The sequence below is a fragment of the Bradyrhizobium sp. Leo114 genome (genome assembly GCF_055229415.2).
Genome location: NZ_JBUYEN020000028.1, coordinates 37,606 through 56,319, shown reverse-complemented (window position 1 = coordinate 56,319; position 18,714 = coordinate 37,606). Strand labels below are relative to the sequence as shown.

Below are 18,714 nucleotides of genomic sequence, written 5' to 3'. Positions count from 1 at the left end.
GGATTCCGACATGACTACCGCACGGCCTGAGGGCTGTTCTGTGTTTCTCGTCGAGGACGAGGTCATGATCCGGATGATGGTCGCCGACATGCTGGAAGAGCTGGGTCACAGCGTTGCGGCCGAGGCCGGGGAAATTTCAGAAGCGGTCAAGCTCGCGCAATCGACTGAGTTCGACCTCGCGATCCTCGACGTTAATGTCAACGGCAAGGTAATCACGCCCGTCGCCGAATTGATCAACGCGCGCAACCGCCCCTTCATTTTCGCGACCGGCTATGGCTCGTCAGGCCTGCCGGAGGAATATCGCGATCGGCCCGCGCTGCAGAAGCCATTCCAGCTTGAAACGCTCGCCCAACTGATCGACAGCACGCTGAAGAGCGCGCCGGTTTAGCATCGAATCCGTAGCCCGGATTGCGCTTCGCTTCATCCGGGCAACGAAGCTACGAACCCTATTTCAACGTCGACGTCAGCGTTTCCGAAAACGCTTCATCGGTGCGGTCAAGCCGCAGCGGTGTCACCGACACGTAGTGCGCCCTGAGCGCCGCGAGATCGGTGCCTTCCGCGGGCGTATCCATCATCGCCGTGCGCTCAAAGCCGATCCAGAAATATGGATTGCCGCGGCCGTCGCGGCGCTCGTCGATCTTCAGGAAACCGAGATTGCGCTTACCCTGCCGGGTGACTCGGATGCCCTTGACGTCGTCAGGCAGGCAGGCCGGAAAATTGACATTGATCACCGTGTTCTTGGGGATGCCGGCATCCATCACCCTGCGCACGATGTCGGGGCCGAATTGCAGCGCGGTGTCCCAGAGCGGCTTTTCACGCGTCTCGATGCTGAATTCCTGCGACAGCGCGAACGACGGCAGGCCCAGAATGGTGCCCTCGAGTGCGCCGGCGATGGTGCCGGAATAGACCACGTCCTCGGCGACGTTGCGGCCCTTGTTGACGCCCGACAGCACGAGATCCGGCAGTTTGGCCCCGAGGATATGGCGTGCGCCCATGATCACGCAGTCCGTCGGCGTACCCCTGACGGCGAAGTGCCGCGGGCCGATCTCGCGCAGCCGCAAGGGATCGTTCAGCGACAGGGAATGCGATACGCCGGACTGGTCGAGCTCGGGCGCCACGACCCAGACATCGTCGGACAAAGCGCGCGCGATCTGCTCGACGACCTTCAACCCGGGCGCGTGGATGCCGTCATCATTGGTGCAGAGAATTCGCATCCGTCAAAATGCCCTGTTCGATCGCCTGTCTTGCCAAAGGTCTTAACCGGCAAACGCCGCAGAGGCAAACCCGGTGACTTGCGGGTTGTTACTGCTTCATCCGGACTCGCCAGGGACGCAGGAATTTGGCGCTGCCGGCGATCCGAAGCTGAGATCCAGTGGTTTTCCGCGGTGGCGGCTCAACGGCACCAGCCGTTGCAACCTCCGCTTTCCCGGCGACCGACGCGTCGGGCGCCACGTCGACCTGAGCGGGTGCCGGCGGTTTCGTGTGGCGCTGCCGCGCGACCCAAAGCCCTTTGCCGAAATCGACCGGATCGAACCATTTCTGCGCGCCCAGATCGCCCGCGAGCCCCTCGTCCCAGAGCCTCGCGATCTCGATATCGAACTTTCCCTCGTGCCTTTGATCGATGAGCTGCATCCCGAAACCGGTGACGGCCCATTGCCGTCCGATCCAGTAGATGTCGCGATGCAGCGCCATCTTGCAGATTCACTTCACTTGTCGTGCTCGATCACTTTCAAGCCGCCCATATAGGGCTGCAGCACGTCGGGAACGGCAATCGAGCCGTCCTGCTGCTGATAGTTTTCCATCACGGCGATCAGCGCTCGGCCGACCGCGGTGCCGGAGCCGTTCAGCGTATGCACGAAGCGCGGCTTGCCATCGCCGGCGCGATAGCGCGCATCCATTCGCCGGGCCTGGAAATCGCCGCAGACCGAACAGCTCGAGATTTCACGATAGGCGCCACCATCGCCCTGACCTGAAAATTGTCCCGGCATCCAGACTTCGATGTCGTAGGTCTTCTGCGCGGAAAAGCCCATATCGCCGGCGCACAGCGTCATCACGCGATAATGCAGATCGAGCTGACGCAGCACTTCCTCGGCGCAGGCCAGCATGCGCTCATGTTCGTCGCGGCTGGTCTCCGGCGTCGTGATCGAGACCAGCTCGACCTTCGTGAACTGGTGCTGGCGGATCATGCCGCGCGTGTCGCGGCCGGCGGCGCCCGCTTCGGCGCGGAAGCAGGGCGTGAGCGCGGTCAGCCGCATCGGCAACTCTTTTTCGTCGACGATGGATTCGCGCACCAAATTGGTCAGCGAGACCTCGGCGGTCGGGATCAATCCGAGACGTTCGCTCTTCAGCCGCTCTACACCGGCCGTCAGCAGTTCGCCCTTGATCGCCCAGAACTGATCGTCTTCAAATTTCGGCAATTGCCCGGTGCCGAACATCACCTCATTGCGCACCAGCAGCGGCGGATTGATTTCGGTGTAGCCGTGCTCATTGGTGTGCAGGTCGAGCATGAATTGCCCGATCGCCCGCTCCAACCGCGCCAATCCCTTCTTCAGCACGACGAAGCGTGCGCCCGACAATTTCGCGGCCGCCTCGAAATCCATGTAGCCGAGAGCGCCGCCGAGATCGTCATGCGGCTTCGGCGCGAAGCCGTACTGCCGCGGTGCGCCGAACACGTGATGCTGCACGTTGCCGTGCTCGTCGACGCCATCAGGCACATCCTGTGCCGGCAGGTTCGGAAGCGCGGCGAGTTGCGTGTTCAGCTCCTCATCGGCAACTTTTGCGGCGGCCTCGAGCTCCGGCAGCGAGGTCTTGAGGTCGGCGACTTCAGCCATCAGCTTCGCCGCGCGCGCCTCGTCCTTGGCTTTCTTGGCTTCGCCGATCTCCTTGGACGCCGCATTGCGCCGCGCCTGCGCCTGCTCGGACGACAGAATTGCCGCGCGGCGCCTCTCGTCGATTGCCAGCAGCGACGGCGACAGGGGCGCAAAGCCGCGCCGGCTCATTGCGGCGTCGAAAGCTTCGGGGTTGTCGCGGATCGCTTTGATGTCGTGCATGACCACATTCCTACGTCATGGCCGGGCTTGTCCCGGCCATCCACGCCTCGATTGCACGGTCTGTAAAAGACGTGGATGCCCGGGACAAGCCCGGGCATGACGAATAACGCCCTACTCCGCCGGATTGGCGGCGTTGGGTGTGCCGCCGGTCGAGGCTTGGGAGGCGGCTGCCTTCTTTTCCACCATGCGCACGGCGATGATCGCGCCCTCATAGAGCGCCAGCAATGGGATCGCGAGCGAGGCCTGGCTCAGCACGTCCGGCGGGGTCAGGACCGCGGCAATGATGAAAGCGATGACGATGAAATAGCGCCGCTTCTCGCGCAGCATCTTCGACGTCACGATGCCGATACGGCCGAGCAGCGTCAGGATCACCGGAAGCTGGAACGCGATGCCGAAGGCGAAGATCAGCGACATCATCAGCGACAGATACTCGCCGACCTTCGGCAGGAGCTGGATCTGCGCCGTCTCCGCGCCGCCCATCTGCTGCATGCCGAGCGAGAACCGCACCAGCATCGGCAACACCACGAAATAGACCAGCATCGCGCCAGCCACGAAGAACACGGGAGTGGCGATCAGATACGGCAGGAACGCGTTGCGCTCGTGCCGATAAAGGCCGGGCGCCACGAACTTGTAGATCTGGGTCGCGACGATCGGGAATGAGATGAAGCCGGCGCCGAACAGCGCAAGCTTGAGCTGGGTGACGAAATATTCCAGCAGCGCGGTATAGATGAATTTCGAATTATCCGGCCCCGCGACCCAGACGAACGGCCACACCAACACGTTGTAGATCTGCTTGGCGAAGAAGAAGCAGAAGAGGAACGCCACGCCGAATCCGAGCAGCGCCTTGATCAGCCGCGAGCGCAGCTCGATCAAGTGGTCCATCAACGGCGCCTTGCTGGCTTCGATGTCTTCGGCGCTCATGACGCTTTCGCGCTCTTTTGCATGTCGGGCACCTCAGGCGTGTCCTGCGGCGCTGCCGGCTCAGCTTCTTTGACGATCGCGCGCGGCTCGTTTGCCGCCGCGTGCGCCTCGGCTTCGACAAAGGTCTCCGGCGTGGGCGCTGCCGGCGTCGTTGGAATGACCGGCGTATCACTTTCCGATGCCGGCGGCAGAGCGGCCGGCGCATCTGCAGGCCTGACCTCCGGGGGCTTCTCGATGTCGCCGATCTGCATGGCGTCGTTGACGTCCTTCTGCAGCGACGTCATGACGTTATTGCTGGTAAAGCCCGTGGCGGCTTCCTTGACTTCGTCGAAGCTCTTCTTGAGATCGGCCATCTCGGCCTCGCGCATGGCCTCCTGGAACTGGCCCTGGAATTCGGCGGCCATCCGGCGCGCCTTGCCCATCCACTGGCCCACCATCCGCAGCACGCCGGGGAGCTCTTTCGGGCCGATGGCGATCAGCGCGACGACCGCGATGACGAGCAGTTCACTCCACCCGATATCGAACATGAAAGATTCCGCTCACGCGCAAATGGCCCCCCGCCCTTCTAACAGGATTTGGGGGCGCGCGCGGTTTTTCTCAACGGGACGTCTAACTTAGACGGCCTTGCTGCCGACGTCCGACCGCGCTGCCGACGGCGCCGCGTTGTGATCGATGGTCTTCACCGGCTCGGCGGGCTTTTCTGCAGTCTTGTCATCGTCCTGCATGCCCTTCTTGAAGGCCTTGATCCCCTGCGCGACATCGCCCATCAGGTCGGAAATCTTGCCGCGACCAAACAGCAGCAGGACCACTGCGATCACCACGATCCAGTGCCAAATGCTAAGCGAACCCATCCTGCAAACCCTCCAAAGACGACCGGCGCACCGGCCTAAGCTTCGAGCGGAAAGTAGGCCCGCGGGGCGTCAAAAACAAGGACTCAAGCCGCGGCAAATCGCTGTCGCGGCTACGCAATATTGCTACCGTTAACCTACGGCGTTCCGGCTGCGGAGGTTAGGCTGAATCCTTGCCATCATCCTCTGCAGCGCCTCCGCCCTCTGAATGCGAATCCTTGGCGGCGCCCTCTGAGTCCGAATCCTTGCCACTGCCCTCCTCGGGCTCGGCAACCGGCGCCAGGAACAGTTCCAGATTGTCGCCGGGCTCGAGCGGATCCTCGTCCTCACGAAGCGTCGGATCGTCCGATGGCGTCGGAACATTGAAGCCGGAGGGCAGGCGCGAATCCAAGAGACCGGTTCCCTTCAGTTCGTCGAGACCCGGCAGGTCGCCGAGCGCCTCCAGGCTGAACTGCGAGAGGAACGCTTCCGTCGTGCCGAAGGTGAGCGGCCGTCCCGGCGTCTTGCGGCGCCCGCGGGGGCGGATCCAACCGGTTTCCAGGAGCACGTCGAGCGTGCCCTTGGAGGTGACCACGCCGCGGATCTCCTCGATCTCGGCGCGGGTCACCGGCTGGTGATAGGCGACGATCGCCAGCACCTCGATCGCCGCGCGCGACAGTTTTTTCGTCTCTGTGGTCTCGCGCGTCATCAGCCAGGCGAGATCGCCTGCAGTGCGGAAGGTCCATTTGTTGGCAACGCGCACCAGATTGACCCCGCGCGGGGCGTATTCCGCCTGCAGTTGCGCCAGCGCAGCCTTGACGTCGACGCCCTCGGGCATGCGCTTGGCTAGGGTGGCCTGGTCGATCGGCTCGGCGGAGGCAAACAGCAGGGCTTCCAGAACCCGCAATTCCTCGGGCCGCGCCTGCGGATCGGTGACGTGCTCCTCGGCATCTTCCATGCGCTTTTCCGCCAGGCTTGCCATGGCTCGGTCTCCTTCTTCCACTTACTCGGCCGTAAGGTCCGGCGCGGTGGCACCGGGCACTTGCGGCAAACGCTTCCGAAAATAGAGCGGCGCAAACGCTCGGCTCTGGTTCAGTTCCATCTCGCCTTCCCGCACCAATTCCAGCGCGGCAGCGAAACTCGACGCGAACACGGTCGCCCGCTGCGACGGTTCGACGACGTAGTTCATCAGGTACTCGTCGAGGCAGCTCCAGTTCTCGCTATCGGCCGCACCAACCAGCCGTTCCAGCGAGGCACGCGCTTCGGAGAGCGACCACACCGTGCGCTTGGCCAGATGTACGCTGGCCAATACCCGCTGCTGGCGCTGCGTGGCGTAGGCCGTGAGCAGGTCGTAGAGCGTCGCTGTGAACTTGGGATGCTTGATCTCGGCGATCGACTCCGGATTGCCGCGCGGGAAGATATCGCGCTGGAACTGCGGCCGGTTCATCAGCCGGTTCGCCGCTTCCCGAATCGCCTCAAGCCGCCGCAGCCGGTTGGCGAGCGCGGTCGCCATCTCCTCGGCGCTCGGCCCTTCCGCCGCCGGCGGCTCCGGCAACAGCAGTCGTGATTTCAGGTAGGCGAGCCAGGCCGCCATGACCAGATAATCGGCGGCAAGCTCCAGCCGGATCTTCCGCGCCGCCTCGATGAACTGCAGGTACTGGTCGGCGAGCGCCAGGATCGAGATCTTGGCCAGGTCGACCTTTTGTTGCCGCGCGAGCGTCAGCAGGAGGTCGAGCGGGCCCTCATAGCCACCGACGTCGACCACCAGGGCCGGCTCGTCCTCGCTGACTTCAGCCGGCCGGCCGGTCTCAAACGACAGAATTTCTGCGGTCATGCCGTACCTACTTGTCCTATCAAGCCATCCAGTTCGGCCCGTGCCGCCAGCCGGTCGAACGGAAGCGGCGGTTTCCGTGCTGCCAGCGCGCGCTTGGCGCGCTCGAGCGCCTCGCCGGTCAGTTCCGGCGCCTCGCGCGCAACTTCGCGCATCTCGTCGAGCTTGCCGTTGCAGTGCAGGACCATGTCGCAGCCTGCGCTGATGATCGCCCGGGTCCGCTCTGCGATCGATCCCGAGAGCGCGTTCATCGACACGTCATCACTCATTAACAAACCCTGGAACCCGATACCGTCGCGAATCACCTGTTGGATGATTGTCGCAGAAGTCGTCGCCGGTTGGGCGGGATCCAGCGCGCTAAACACAACATGTGCAGTCATCGCCATCGGCAGGTCCGCAAGCGGCCGGAACGCCGCAAAGTCGGTCCGTTCCAGCTCGGACCTCACCGTATCAACGGTCGGCAGCCGGAAATGGGTGTCCGCCGTGGCCCGTCCATGACCCGGTATATGTTTCAGTACCGGTAAAATACCACCCTGCTCCAGTCCGTCGGTAACGGCGCGGGCGATGGCGGCCACCTTGGCCGGATCAGTTCCATAGGCGCGGTTGCCGATCACGGCGTCGGCGCCCTCAACCGGCACATCCGCCAGCGGCAGGCAGTCGACGGTGATCCCGAGAGCGCCCAAATCGGCGGCAATCAGGCTCGCGCTGAGCCGCGCCGCGGCAAGCCCGAGCTGCGAATCGCGATCGTACAGCGCTCCAAACGCCGCTCCAGCGGGATAAACGGGCCAATGGGGCGGTCCAAGCCGCTGCACTCGGCCGCCTTCCTGGTCGATCAGGACCGGCGCGTCGGCTCGACCTGCGACGGAGCGGCATTCACGAACAAGTGCAGATACTTGATCGGGAGTTTCGACGTTCCGTTTGAATAGGATGAAGCCCCATGGCCGCTCGGCGCGAATGAACTCGCGCTCGGCATCGGTCAGCTCAAACCCGGATACGCCGGTGATGAATGCTCGGTTTACCATGCGGCCGATTAGGCCGCATGTATCCTGAGCGTCAAGGAAACCGCACTTAATTCCTTTGGATGAGGCACTGCGGCCCGCCGGCGGCCTTCAGGCTGCTGCAAACCTGCGTCGCCTGATCCAGGGAGCTGAACGGACCGGCAAACGCCCGGTAGTACACACCCTTCTCGCCGAGATCGACGCGCTTCACGACCAGCGACTGCGAGCCGAGCACGCTTGGATACTTGCCCTGCAGCGCCTTGTAGGAGGCCTGCGCATCCGCCTCGTTTCGTTGCGAGGAGACCTGAACGACGTACCCTCCGCTGCTTACGGTGGCCGTCGGATTCGTCGAAGCGACCCGGGTCGGCGCCGGATCGGGCTGAGGTGCGCCGGGCGCCAGCGACATCGGCGTGTTGGCGCTCGCATTGGCGGAGGCCGGATTGCCGTGTGACGGGTTCGCAGACGCCGTCCGCGTGACAGGCGCGGGCTTGGCCGGCGGAGGCGGGGCCGATCCCGGTACGCCGGCATCTGTCGCGTCGCCCTTGACCGAAAGCGTCCGGATCCGTCGCGGCTCATTGTTTGGCAGCGTGCCGCTCGTGGTCATCGGCGAAGCTGCCGACGGAGCGACGCTCGCCACCGGCGGCGGGTTGGCATTTTGGTTCAACGGCGGAAACACCACGCGGGGACCGGTATTGGAGGTGACGTCGACCGGCGTCTCCTCGCGCGAGATGAGCTTTTCCGTGCCGTCGCCGGACGCGATGCGGTCTGGCGCCTTGCCGGCACCGTCAGGCTGCGACATGATCTTGGTCGGACTGTTGTCGGCCTTGATGATCGGCGGTTCGCCACTGCGGGGCGAGCCGACATAGGTCCGGTAGGCAAAGGCTGCGCCCGTGCCCACCACCGCGAGCGCGAGCACGGCTCCTACCGTCATCAGTCCGCTGGAGCGCTTGCGCGGCGGAGGCTCCTCGTCCTCGTAAGCGTCGTTCTGATATGCGTAGGGGTCGTCGGGATACGCCGCTTCGCGCTGAAAATCCTGCCCGCCGGCTTCGATCTGGCCATAGAGTGCATCGTCGTAGCGCGACGGATCAAGCTGCTGCGCGGGCTCATCGAGCGGCAACTCCTCGCGATATTCCGGCACCGGCGTGCGATATTCCGGCGTCGGCACGGGCGCCGCGGCGTGCTGCGCGGTGTAGCGGTGCAGCGGGTGCACGGCGCTCGGGTGAAGATCCGGCTCTTCGTAGTCCTCCGACGGCCCAGCATAGTCCTGCGACGGCGCAGCATATTGCTGCGGTGGCGCGACCTCATGGCGAGCGCGCTGCATCCAGGGCGGTGGGCTGGCCGGCAGGTCCACCTCCTCATCGTCAGCCTGCGGCTGATAGGTCTGCGGGCGAACATTGGCCCGCGACTGCAGCGGACGCGACGCTGGCTGCAGAGGATGCGGCGCCGGCTGCGGCTTGGGCGGATTGGCGGCAAACGGATCGGCCTGCCCGATCAGCCGCGCCAGTTCGGCCAACGGGTCGCTTTCGGCCCGACCCGCGGCATTGCTGCCGCGATCATAGTCGAGGTCGGCGGGAAAAGTTCGGTTTTGATATCGATCAGCCATCGTGATCTTGCATCCCCTTCGGGACAGCGCCAAGTCGCCTGCAACTTCCTGGTGCGAACGAGTTGGTCCTGCCAAGTACCCCCACGATCCCCATCGCGAGAGGCTTCGCCCCTGCTGCTACCGCATCTCGGTTGGGGCGTGGACGCCTAGAACAGCTAGACCCGATGCCAGAACCGAGACGACGCCCTGAACCATTGCCAGTCGCGCCCTTGTGATCTCTGCATCATTATTCATAATGAAGCGTAAATAGGGCAGATCGCCCCCTTTGTTCCACAGCGCGTGGAACTCGCTGGCCAGATCGTACAGATAAAAAGCGATCCGGTGCGGCTCATGTGCGACGGCCGCTGCCTCGATCATGCGCGGATAGAGCGCCAACTGCTTGAGAAGGCTGAGTTCCGCCGGATCGGACAGCCGCTCCAGCGCCGCCCCTGCAAGATAGTCCCGCCGCGCGCCGTCCTCGTCCGGGAGGTCGGGTAATACCTCCTGCCGCGCGTTACGGAAAACCGAGTGGCCGCGAGCGTGTCCGTACTGGACGTAGAACACGGCATTGTCCTTGGTCTGCTCGATCACCTTGGCGAGATCGAAATCGAGCACCGCATCGTTCTTGCGGAACAGCATCATGAAACGCACCGCGTCCGAGCCGACCTCGTCGACGACTTCGCGCAGCGTGACGAACTCGCCGGCGCGCTTCGACATCTTCACCGGCTCGCCGTCACGCAGCAGCCGGACGAGCTGCACGATCTTCACGTCGAGTTCCGCCTTGCCCGCGCTCACGGCCTTCACCGCCGCCTGCATGCGCTTGACGTAGCCACCATGATCGGCGCCGAACACATCGATCAGATTGTGAAAGCCGCGCTCGAACTTGTTGCGATGATTGGCGATGTCGGACGCGAAATAGGTGTAGGAGCCGTCCGACTTGATCAGCGGCCGGTCGACATCGTCGCCATAGGCGGTGGCGCGAAACAGCGTCTGCTCGCGGTCCTCGTAGTCCTCGACCGGCTTGCCTTTCGGCGGCGGCAGACGCCCCTCGTAGATGTCGCCTTTGTCGCGCAGGAAATCGATGGTCTCGGCGACCTTGTTGTTGCCGGTGTCGATCAGCGAGCGCTCGGAGAAGAACACGTCATGCTTGATGTTGAGCGCGGCGAGATCGTCCTTGATCTCGGCCATCATCATCGCGATCGCCTTGTCGCGCACGACCGGCAGCCAGGCGGCCTCGCGCATCGAAAGCAGCTTGTCGCCGTATTCCTTGGCAAGCGCCTGCCCGACCGGCTTCAAATAGTCGCCAGGATAAAGCCCTTCCGGGATCGCGCCGATGTCCTCGCCGAGCGCCTCGCGGTAGCGCAGATAGGCCGAGCGTGCGAGCACGTCGACCTGAGCACCGGCGTCATTGATGTAATATTCACGCGTGACGTCGAACCCTGCGAACTGCAGCAGGCTGCAAAGCGCGTCGCCGAACACCGCGCCACGGCAATGGCCGACATGCATCGGTCCGGTGGGGTTGGCCGAGACGTACTCGACATTGACCTTTTCTTCGGCCCCGATCGCGCTTTGCCCGTAGCCGGCGCCCTCGCGCAGCACGGCGCGCAGGGCATCAGTCCAGACGTTTGGCTTGAGGGTCAGGTTGATGAAGCCGGGGCCGGCGACCTCGACGGACGCCACAAGCTCGTCGGCGCGCAATTTGGCTGCGATCTTCTCGGCGAGATCGCGCGGCTTGGCCTTGGCTTCCTTGGCGAGCACCATTGCGGCGTTGGTCGCCATGTCGCCATGGCTGGCCTCGCGCGGCGGCTCGACCACAACGCGCGAGAAATCGATGCCTTCGGGCCGGTCCTCAGCCGCGAGCGCGGCACAGATCGCGTGCACGCGCGCGAGCACATCGGCAAAAAGGTGCGGAGAAGCAGGTTTGTCGGCCATGGGCGCCGCCTAACGCAAATCCGGGGTCGAGTCAAAAAGCCTGTTATGCTCGATCAGGGCGTAGCGGTCGGTCATCCCGGCAATGAAATTACCGATCCGCCTGGCGCGTTCCGCCTCGGTCTCCGCCTCCCTGCCCTCCACCCACTCGGGCGGCAGGTCGTCCGGGGATTGCCGGTAGCGCGCGAACAGGTCGAACACGATCTGTTCGGCCTCGTCCATCACCCGCATCACCCGCTGGTGGCGGTACATTCGCTGCCAGAGGAACGCCTTGATCTCTGCCTCTTCCTGGGCAATGGCCGGAGGAAACGCGATCAGCGGCCCGTTATGACGCCGCACATCTTGGGCGGATTGCGGCTGCGCGGCGTCCAGGCGCCGGCTCGCCTCCGCGAAGACCGCGCTGATGAAATGCGAGATCAATTCACGCACCAGTTCCGCGCCACGCCGGACTTCGTCGAGAGCCGGATAGTGCCGGTCGATTTCCGCGATGATCTCGGCGGTCAACGGCATCACCTTGAGCTCGTCGACCTTGAACAGCCCCGCACGCAGGCCGTCATCGATGTCGTGGGCATCGTAGGCGATGTCGTCGGCGAAGGCCGCGACCTGGGCTTCGAGCGAGGCAAAGCTCCATAGCTCCAGATCGTAGGTCTTGTTGTACTCGGAAATACCGATGGGGATGCCGCCTGTCTCGCGGTAGCGTCCGGCCGGCGCACCATCGCGCTCGGTCAGCGGGCCGTTGTGCTTGACGATGCCCTCGAGCGATTCCCAGGTCAGATTGAGCCCATCGAATTCCGGATAGCGGTGCTCCAGCGCGGTAACCACGCGCAGCGTCTGCGCATTGTGATCGAAGCCGCCATGGGGTTTCAGGCACCTGTCCAATGCCCGCTCGCCGGCATGGCCGAACGGCGGGTGTCCGAGGTCGTGCGCCAGCGCCAAGGTTTCCGTCAGGTCCTCGTCCAGCCCGAGTTGGCGGGCGAGCGCACGGGCGATCTGCGCGACTTCCAGCGAATGGGTCAGCCGCGTACGGTAGTGGTCGCCCTCGTGGAACACGAAGACCTGGGTCTTGTACTTCAGCCGCCGGAACGCGGTGGAATGGATCACGCGGTCGCAATCCCGGCGGAAGGCGCTGCGGGTCTTGCTCGGGGCCTCCGCGAACAGCCGCCCGCGGCTGCGATCGGGGTCGCAGGCATAGGGCGCGCGGGGGGCAGCCATTCCGACCGACACGGTTTTTTAGTCCTTATCCATTTGATTCCGCTTCCTTCCGCACTTAACTATGGTGAGCGCGGGATACCAAATGAAATGGGTATGACGTTGCGAACATGGTCCGCAAAGATCATGCTCAAACAAGGCTTCGGAGCTTGCCATGACTGATTCCGTCACCATCACCGAGCGGGCCGCCCATCGGATCGGTCAAATCCTCAAGAGCGAGGGTGACGGTGCGATGCTGCGCATTTCGGTCGAAGGCGGCGGCTGCTCCGGCTTCCAGTACAAGTTCGACGTCGACCGCGCCAAGGCGGAAGACGATCTCGTGATCTCCCGTGAAGAGGCGGTGGTGCTGGTCGATTCGGCGTCCGCGCCGTTCCTGGCGGGGTCCGAGGTCGATTTTGTCGACGATCTGATCGGCGCATCGTTCCGCGTGGTCAATCCGAACGCCACCGCCTCCTGCGGCTGCGGCACCAGCTTCTCGATCTGATTTTCGTCTGTAAGCAGGTCGCAAACAGCGCCTGCGTGCATCGTCACTCCGCCGCCACCACGTGCGGCCGATCCTCGCCACCTTCCTCCTGCGGCTCGAGCTTGCGGCGCAGCCGACGGTCGATGCGGTCGAGATAGATATAGATCACCGGTGTGATGAACAGCGTCAGCAGTTGCGAGACGCAGAGTCCGCCGACCACGGCCACGCCGAGCGGCTGGCGCAGTTCGGCGCCGGCGCCCGCGCCGAGTGCGATCGGCAGCGTGCCGAAGATCGCGGCAAACGTCGTCATCATGATCGGGCGGAAGCGCAAGAGCGCGGCTTCGCGGATCGCGTGTTCGGCGCTCAAGCCGACGCGACGACGCTCGAGCGCGAAGTCGACCATCATGATCGCGTTCTTCTTGACGATGCCGACCAGCATCACGATGCCGATCATCGCGATCACCGACAGCTCCATGTTGAACAGCATCAGAGTGAGGATCGCGCCGATGCCGGCCGACGGCAGGCCGGAGATGATCGTGATCGGATGGATGAAGCTCTCGTAGAGAATGCCGAGGATCACGAAAGCCGCGAACACCGCGGCGAGGATCAGGACGCCCTGCCCTCGGAGCGAATCCTGGAACACCTGCGCAGTGCCGGAGAAGCCGGTGGCGATCGTGGCCGGCAGGTTCGAGCTCTGCTCCAGCGCCGTGATCTGGTCGACCGCATAGCCCAGCGAAGTGCCGGGCGCGAGGTTGAACGAGATCGTCACCGCCGGCTGCTGGCCCTGGTGGTTGATCTGCAACGGCCCGACCGATGGCACCAGCCTTGCGACCGCATCCAGCGGAATGGTCTGGCCGCTCCCGGTCTTCATGTAGAGCTTGGACAGATTGGACGGATCGACCCGGAACTCCGGCTGCACCTCCAGGATGATCTGGTAGTCATTGGAGGGCATGTAGATGGTGCCGACCTGGCGCGCGCCGTAGGCGTTGTAGAGCTGGTTGCGCACCTGATCGACGGTGACGCCGTAGACCGCGGCCTTCTCGCGGTCGATGTCGACCGTCATCTGCGGGTTCTTGATGTAGAGATCGGTGGTGACGTCGAGCAGGCCCGGGATCTTCTCGATCTTGTCGCGCATGTCGGGCGCGATCCGGTACAGCGACTCGGTATCGCCGCTCTGCAGCACATATTGATACTGGCTCTTGGAGACGCGGCCGCCGATGTTGAGATTTTGGACGCTCTGGAAGAACGCCTGCATGCCCGGGATGGCGCGGGCCTTCTGGCGCAGCCGCCCGATCACGACGCTGGCGTTGTCGCGTTCCTTCTGCGGCTTCAGCGCGATGAACAGGCGGCCGTAATTCGCGGTCGGGTTGGGCCCGCCGGAACCGACGGTCGAGTTGACGTAATCGACCGCAGGGTCAGTCCGAAGCACGTCGACTAGCGCCTGCTGGCGCACCTTCATCGCTTCGAACGAGGTGTCCGTTGCGGCCTCGGTCACGCCGATCAGGAAGCCGGTGTCCTCCTGCGGGAAGAAACCCTTCGGCACGATCATGTAGAGATAGAAGGTGCCCGCGAGCGTCGCCAGGGTGACGGCGAGCATCAGCGCCTTTTTCGCCAGCACCCAGTCGAGCGCCCATTCGTAGGCCCGCAGCAAGGCATCGAACATCGCCTCGAACGCCCGCAGCACGACATTCGGGCGCTTGGTCTCGTCATGAGCCCGCAGCACGCGCGCGCACAGCATCGGCGTCAAGGTCAGCGAGACGAAGCCGGACACGATGATCGCGATCGATATCGTCACCGCGAATTCGCGGAATACGCGGCCGACGATGCCGCCCATCAGGAGCACCGGGATGAACACGGCGATCAGCGAGAAGGTGATCGAGATGATGGTAAAGCCGATCTCGCGTGCGCCCTTCAGTGCCGCCTCGAACGGCCGCATGCCGCGCTCGATGTGGCGGACGATGTTTTCCAACATGACGATGGCGTCGTCGACCACAAAGCCGACCGATAATGTCAGCGCCAGCAGCGTCATGTTGTTGACGGAGTAGTCCAGCGCATACATCGCCGCGAAGGTGCCGAGCAGCGAGATCGGGACCGCGAGCGCCGGAATGAAGGTGGCCCACAGCGACCGCAGGAACAGGAAGATCACCAGGATGACCAGCCCGATCGCGATCAGCAGGGTTTCCTCGACGTCGCTGACCGCCTGCCGGATCGAGACCGAGCGGTCCATCATCACCTGCATGGTCACGGAAGGCGGGATCGAGGCCCGCAGTGCCGGCAGCTTCGCCAGCACGGAATCGACCACCGCGACCGTATTGGCGTCGGGCTGCTTCTGGATCGCGAGCACGATCGCGCGCTCATCGTTCAGCCAGGTCGCGACCTTGTCATTCTCGACGCTGTCATAGACCTTTGCGATCTCGTCGAGTCTGACCGGCGAACCGTTGCGCCAGGCGACATAGATCTGGCGGTAGTCAGCCGCCTTGTCCATCTGGCCGGAGGCCTGTAGCGCGACGTCCTGCTTCGGCCCGTTCAGCGTTCCGACCGGGGTCGAGGAATTGGCGCGCGACACCGCGGACCTGATGTCCTCGAGCGACACCCCGCGCGCCGCCGCGGCGACAGGATCGGCCTGGACCCGGATCGCGAATTTCTGCGCGCCATAGATCAGGACCTGGGCGATGCCCGGAAGCTGCGACAGTGCCTGGCCGATAGTGATGTCGCCATACTCGTTGACGGTCGAGAGTGGCAGTGTCGCCGAATTCAGCGAGATGAAGAGAACCGGGAAGTCCGCCGGGTTCACCTTGCGGAAGCTGGGTGGTGTCGTCATCTCGATCGGCAACCGGCGCTGCGCGATCGTCAGCGCGGTCTGCACGTCGAGCGCCGCGGCGTCGATGTTGCGGTTCAGATCGAACTGGATGGTGATGACGCTCGTGCCCTGAGAGGAGTTCGAGGACATCGAGGAAATGCCCGCGATCGTCGAGAGCTGCCGCTCGATGATGCCGGCGACGGAGGCCGCCATGGTGTCGGCGCTCGCGCCCGGCAGCGTCGCGGTCACGGCAATGGTCGGGAAATCCACTTTCGGCAACGCCGAGACCGGCAACAGGCGGAAGCCGAAAATGCCAAAGGCGATGATCGCCGCGGTGATCAGCGTCGTCATCACCGGTCGCCGGATGCAAAGTTCGGGCAGTGACATCGCTCACGCCCCGGCCTTGCGGGCGCGCGGCTCGGCCCGCGTGCCGTCCGACAACAGAAGCTGGCCGTCGACGACGACATCTTCGCCGCCGGAGAGCCCCTCGGCGATGACAGAGAAACCGCCGAAGGTGCGGTCGACCTTGACCGGCATGACCTTGGCCACGCCGTCCTTCACGGCGAAGACATAGTTGCCGTTCTGGCTGCGCTGGACCGCGACTGTCGGAACCACCACGGCATCCTCGTTACGGATGATCAGCTCGGTCTGCACCAGAATGCCCGGCCACAGGGTCTCGTTTCCATTGTCCATGATGCCGCGGACGGTCACCATGCCCGTGGTCGAGTCCACGGTGTTCTCGACCATCGCGACCTTGCCATCTTCCGAGCGCTTGTGCCCGGGAACGGTCGCGATCACCTTGGAATCGCCTTTCGCCATCGCGTCGCGGAGGTCGACCAGCACGCGCTGCGGGATCGCGAAAGTGACGTAGACCGGCGCCATCTGGTTGATGGTGGCGAGCGGCTGGGTGTCGGCGGGGCGCACGAAATTGCCGATCTTCACATTGGCGGCGCTGATGCGGCCCGCGAACGGCGCGCGGATGACAGTGTAGCTTTTCTGGACCCGCAAATTTTCCAGTGCCGACTGGTCGGCCTTGATGGTTCCGATCAGGATGTCGGACTGGGTCTTGGCATTGTCGACATTGACCTGGGTGGTCGCGCCCTTGGCGACGAGATCGTTGTAGCGGCGCAGATCGCGCTGCGCGCCCTCGAGCTGGGCCTGGTCCCTGGCCAGCACGCCCTCCGCCTGCTCGATCTGGGCGTCGATTTGCCGCGCGTCGAGCGTGAACAGCAGGTCCCCCTCATTGACCTTGGCGCCGTCCTCGAAATGCACGCCAATGATCGTGGTCTCGAGCCGTGACTTCAGCGCCACGCTGGCAATCGGCGTCACGGTTCCGATGGCGTCGACATCGACGGGCACCGACCGACGCTCCGCCTTGGCGAGTTCGACCGAAACCGCGCGCGGCCGCTGCGGCGCCTGCGCGTTTGCGCCGCCACCGGCGAGCCACGAAGAGCGGGTGGCGTAGGCGGCCACGGCAGCGATGCCGATGACGCCTGCAACGAGAATCAAATTACGTTTCTTCATGCCTTTTGCTCGTCCGCCGGCCCACAACGGCCGTGACGACCCAATCCTGCCCCTGCCTGCCCCTCGACAGCGCATTTTGCGCCATTAATTCTTAAACGGTTATCACAGCCGAGCGGCTGATGGTATGCCAACGGCCGAAATTGCGACTATTAGGTGATACGGCACGCGCCAACGCCCCGTCGCGATTCGACAATGTGCCAGAATGGCGACCGCGACACGGCTGGCGGCAAACGGGCCGTATCATTTCACCTCTTCAATGAGCTTTCCGTATCGCTGCCTCATGTCCGCCTCCGTCCTTGTCTGCACCTGGGAAGAAGTGCGCGAACGCGCCCGTGCCATCCGCTACGGCGTCTTTGTCGAAGAGCAAGGCGTGCCGGAGGCACTGGAGTGGGACGATATGGACGCGCCGAGCTGGCACGCGCTGGCGTTTGCCGAGGACGGCACACCCGTGGCCACGGGCCGGCTGCTGCCCGACGGCCATATCGGCCGCATGGCCGTGCTCAAGGCGGCGCGCGGCACGGGCATGGGCGCCCGAGTGCTGGACGCGCTGATGGCCAAGGCGGTCGAACTCGGCTATCCCGAACTGATCCTTAACGCGCAAACGCACGCCGAGCCGTTCTACGCGCGCGTCGGGTTCGAGCGGGTCGGCGAGGAATTCGAGGAGGCCGGCATCCCGCACATCGAGATGCGGAAACGCTTGGTCTCGTAAAAATAGAGGACTTCGAATGGGACTTCGCATCGCGACGTGGAACGTCAATTCGATCCGGCAGCGGCTCGAGCTTCTCCTCACCTGGCTGAAGGAGTGCTCCCCTGACATCGTCTGCCTGCAGGAAATCAAATGCACCGACGAAGCGTTTCCGCGGCTGGAGATCGAATCGCTCGGCTACAACGTCGTCACGCATGGGCAGAAGACCTTCAACGGCGTCGCCTTGCTCTCCAAGCTGCCGTTCGACGAGACCAAGTCGGGCCTCGCCGGCGATGACGAAGACGCGCACGCCCGCTTCTTCGAAGGGGTGGTCACGCACAAGCATGGCGTGCTCAGGATCGCCTGCCTCTATCTGCCCAATGGCAACCCGGCGAACAGCGACAAATATCCCTACAAGCTCAAATGGATGTCGCGACTTCTTGAGTACTCGCGGGAGCGACTTAAAGCGGAAGAGCCGCTGATCCTTGCCGGCGACTTCAACGTGATCCCGGCAGCCTCGGACGTCTACAACCCGCCGGCCTGGGTGGAAGACGCGCTATTCCGTCCGACCACCCGCGAAGCGTTCCAGTCCCTGCTCGGTCTCGGCCTGACCGATGCGCTGCGCGCCGTCACCGACGCGCCCGGCCAGTACACGTTCTGGGATTACCAGGCCGGGGCCTGGCAGAAGAACTGGGGCCTGCGGATCGACCACCTATTGATGTCGCCCCAGGCCAGCGACCGGCTGACCCATGTCGGGGTCGACAGCTACGTCCGCGCCTGGGAAAAACCGTCAGACCACGTGCCGGTGTGGGCCGATCTCGATTTCGAGGCTGCGTAAAAACGGCGGCTTCGCCCTTCCCGCTAACGGACGAGGAAGTGCGGCCTCCAGTCGAGG

18 protein-coding genes are annotated in these 18,714 nt (G+C 64.1%); 4 read left to right on the top strand and 14 right to left on the bottom strand.

What is annotated here, in order from left to right:
• Positions 1 to 10: 10 nt before the first annotated feature.
• On the top strand, positions 11 to 388 hold the full coding sequence (locus tag ACZIRK_RS29045) for a response regulator (RefSeq protein WP_028165592.1): 378 nt from the start codon (positions 11 to 13) through the stop codon (positions 386 to 388).
• 58 nt (positions 389 to 446) lie between these two features.
• Here ACZIRK_RS29045 and surE read toward each other — a convergent pair whose 3' ends face one another.
• From surE to ACZIRK_RS28985, 12 genes are all read right to left on the bottom strand, one after another.
• Positions 447 to 1,214, bottom strand: a complete 768-nt coding sequence (surE, locus tag ACZIRK_RS29040) for a 5'/3'-nucleotidase SurE (RefSeq protein WP_130226374.1) — start codon at positions 1,212 to 1,214, stop codon at positions 447 to 449.
• Positions 1,215 to 1,302: 88 nt separating this feature from the next.
• Positions 1,303 to 1,692, bottom strand: coding sequence for a hypothetical protein (locus tag ACZIRK_RS29035; protein ID WP_130226375.1), 390 nt, complete (start codon positions 1,690 to 1,692; stop codon positions 1,303 to 1,305).
• Positions 1,693 to 1,706: 14 nt separating this feature from the next.
• A complete protein-coding gene (serS, locus tag ACZIRK_RS29030) occupies positions 1,707 to 3,050 on the bottom strand; it encodes a serine--tRNA ligase (RefSeq protein WP_130226376.1) in 1,344 nt (447 codons plus the stop codon).
• A gap of 111 nt (positions 3,051 to 3,161) precedes the next feature.
• On the bottom strand, positions 3,162 to 3,971 hold the full coding sequence (tatC, locus tag ACZIRK_RS29025; protein ID WP_028165596.1) for a twin-arginine translocase subunit TatC: 810 nt from the start codon (positions 3,969 to 3,971) through the stop codon (positions 3,162 to 3,164).
• Positions 3,968 to 4,498, bottom strand: coding sequence for a Sec-independent protein translocase protein TatB (tatB, locus tag ACZIRK_RS29020; RefSeq protein WP_130226377.1), 531 nt, complete (start codon positions 4,496 to 4,498; stop codon positions 3,968 to 3,970). The genes tatC and tatB overlap by 4 nt, the downstream gene beginning before the upstream one ends.
• Positions 4,499 to 4,585: 87 nt before the next feature.
• Positions 4,586 to 4,822 carry a twin-arginine translocase TatA/TatE family subunit gene (locus tag ACZIRK_RS29015; protein WP_028165598.1) on the bottom strand — a complete coding sequence of 79 codons (237 nt, stop codon included), beginning with the start codon at positions 4,820 to 4,822 and terminating at the stop codon, positions 4,586 to 4,588.
• A gap of 157 nt (positions 4,823 to 4,979) precedes the next feature.
• Positions 4,980 to 5,780: an SMC-Scp complex subunit ScpB gene (gene scpB / locus ACZIRK_RS29010; protein ID WP_474418673.1), complete on the bottom strand. Its 801-nt coding sequence runs from the start codon at positions 5,778 to 5,780 to the stop codon at positions 4,980 to 4,982.
• 21 nt (positions 5,781 to 5,801) lie between these two features.
• Positions 5,802 to 6,632 (bottom strand): segregation and condensation protein A, encoded by an 831-nt coding sequence (locus ACZIRK_RS29005; protein WP_455997429.1) that lies wholly within the window; start codon positions 6,630 to 6,632, stop codon positions 5,802 to 5,804.
• Positions 6,629 to 7,651, bottom strand: a complete 1,023-nt coding sequence (gene nagZ, locus ACZIRK_RS29000) for a beta-N-acetylhexosaminidase (protein ID WP_130226379.1) — start codon at positions 7,649 to 7,651, stop codon at positions 6,629 to 6,631. The genes ACZIRK_RS29005 and nagZ overlap by 4 nt, the downstream gene beginning before the upstream one ends.
• A 46-nt stretch (positions 7,652 to 7,697) precedes the next feature.
• A complete protein-coding gene (locus ACZIRK_RS28995) occupies positions 7,698 to 9,230 on the bottom strand; it encodes an SPOR domain-containing protein (protein ID WP_130226380.1) in 1,533 nt (510 codons plus the stop codon).
• A gap of 117 nt (positions 9,231 to 9,347) precedes the next feature.
• Entirely contained in the window at positions 9,348 to 11,141 is a 1,794-nt protein-coding gene (gene argS, locus ACZIRK_RS28990) for an arginine--tRNA ligase (RefSeq protein WP_474418672.1), read from the bottom strand.
• A 9-nt stretch (positions 11,142 to 11,150) separates the two neighbouring features.
• A complete protein-coding gene (locus tag ACZIRK_RS28985; RefSeq protein WP_130226382.1) occupies positions 11,151 to 12,362 on the bottom strand; it encodes a deoxyguanosinetriphosphate triphosphohydrolase in 1,212 nt (403 codons plus the stop codon).
• Positions 12,363 to 12,501: 139 nt separating this feature from the next.
• Here ACZIRK_RS28985 and erpA point away from each other — a divergent pair, with 139 nt between their 5' ends.
• Positions 12,502 to 12,831 carry an iron-sulfur cluster insertion protein ErpA gene (gene erpA, locus ACZIRK_RS28980; RefSeq protein ID WP_130226383.1) on the top strand — a complete coding sequence of 110 codons (330 nt, stop codon included), beginning with the start codon at positions 12,502 to 12,504 and terminating at the stop codon, positions 12,829 to 12,831.
• A gap of 43 nt (positions 12,832 to 12,874) precedes the next feature.
• Here erpA and ACZIRK_RS28975 read toward each other — a convergent pair whose 3' ends face one another.
• Entirely contained in the window at positions 12,875 to 15,997 is a 3,123-nt protein-coding gene (locus ACZIRK_RS28975; RefSeq protein ID WP_130226384.1) for an efflux RND transporter permease subunit, read from the bottom strand.
• A 3-nt stretch (positions 15,998 to 16,000) separates the two neighbouring features.
• Positions 16,001 to 17,134, bottom strand: coding sequence for an efflux RND transporter periplasmic adaptor subunit (locus ACZIRK_RS28970; protein ID WP_130226385.1), 1,134 nt, complete (start codon positions 17,132 to 17,134; stop codon positions 16,001 to 16,003).
• Positions 17,135 to 17,336: 202 nt separating this feature from the next.
• Between ACZIRK_RS28970 and ACZIRK_RS28965 the strand changes: the two genes are divergently transcribed.
• Both ACZIRK_RS28965 and xth read left to right on the top strand, forming a co-directional pair.
• A complete protein-coding gene (locus ACZIRK_RS28965) occupies positions 17,337 to 17,843 on the top strand; it encodes a GNAT family N-acetyltransferase (RefSeq protein ID WP_474418671.1) in 507 nt (168 codons plus the stop codon).
• Between the two features lie 16 nt (positions 17,844 to 17,859).
• Positions 17,860 to 18,657 carry an exodeoxyribonuclease III gene (gene xth, locus ACZIRK_RS28960; RefSeq protein ID WP_474418670.1) on the top strand — a complete coding sequence of 266 codons (798 nt, stop codon included), beginning with the start codon at positions 17,860 to 17,862 and terminating at the stop codon, positions 18,655 to 18,657.
• Positions 18,658 to 18,714: the final 57 nt, after the last annotated feature.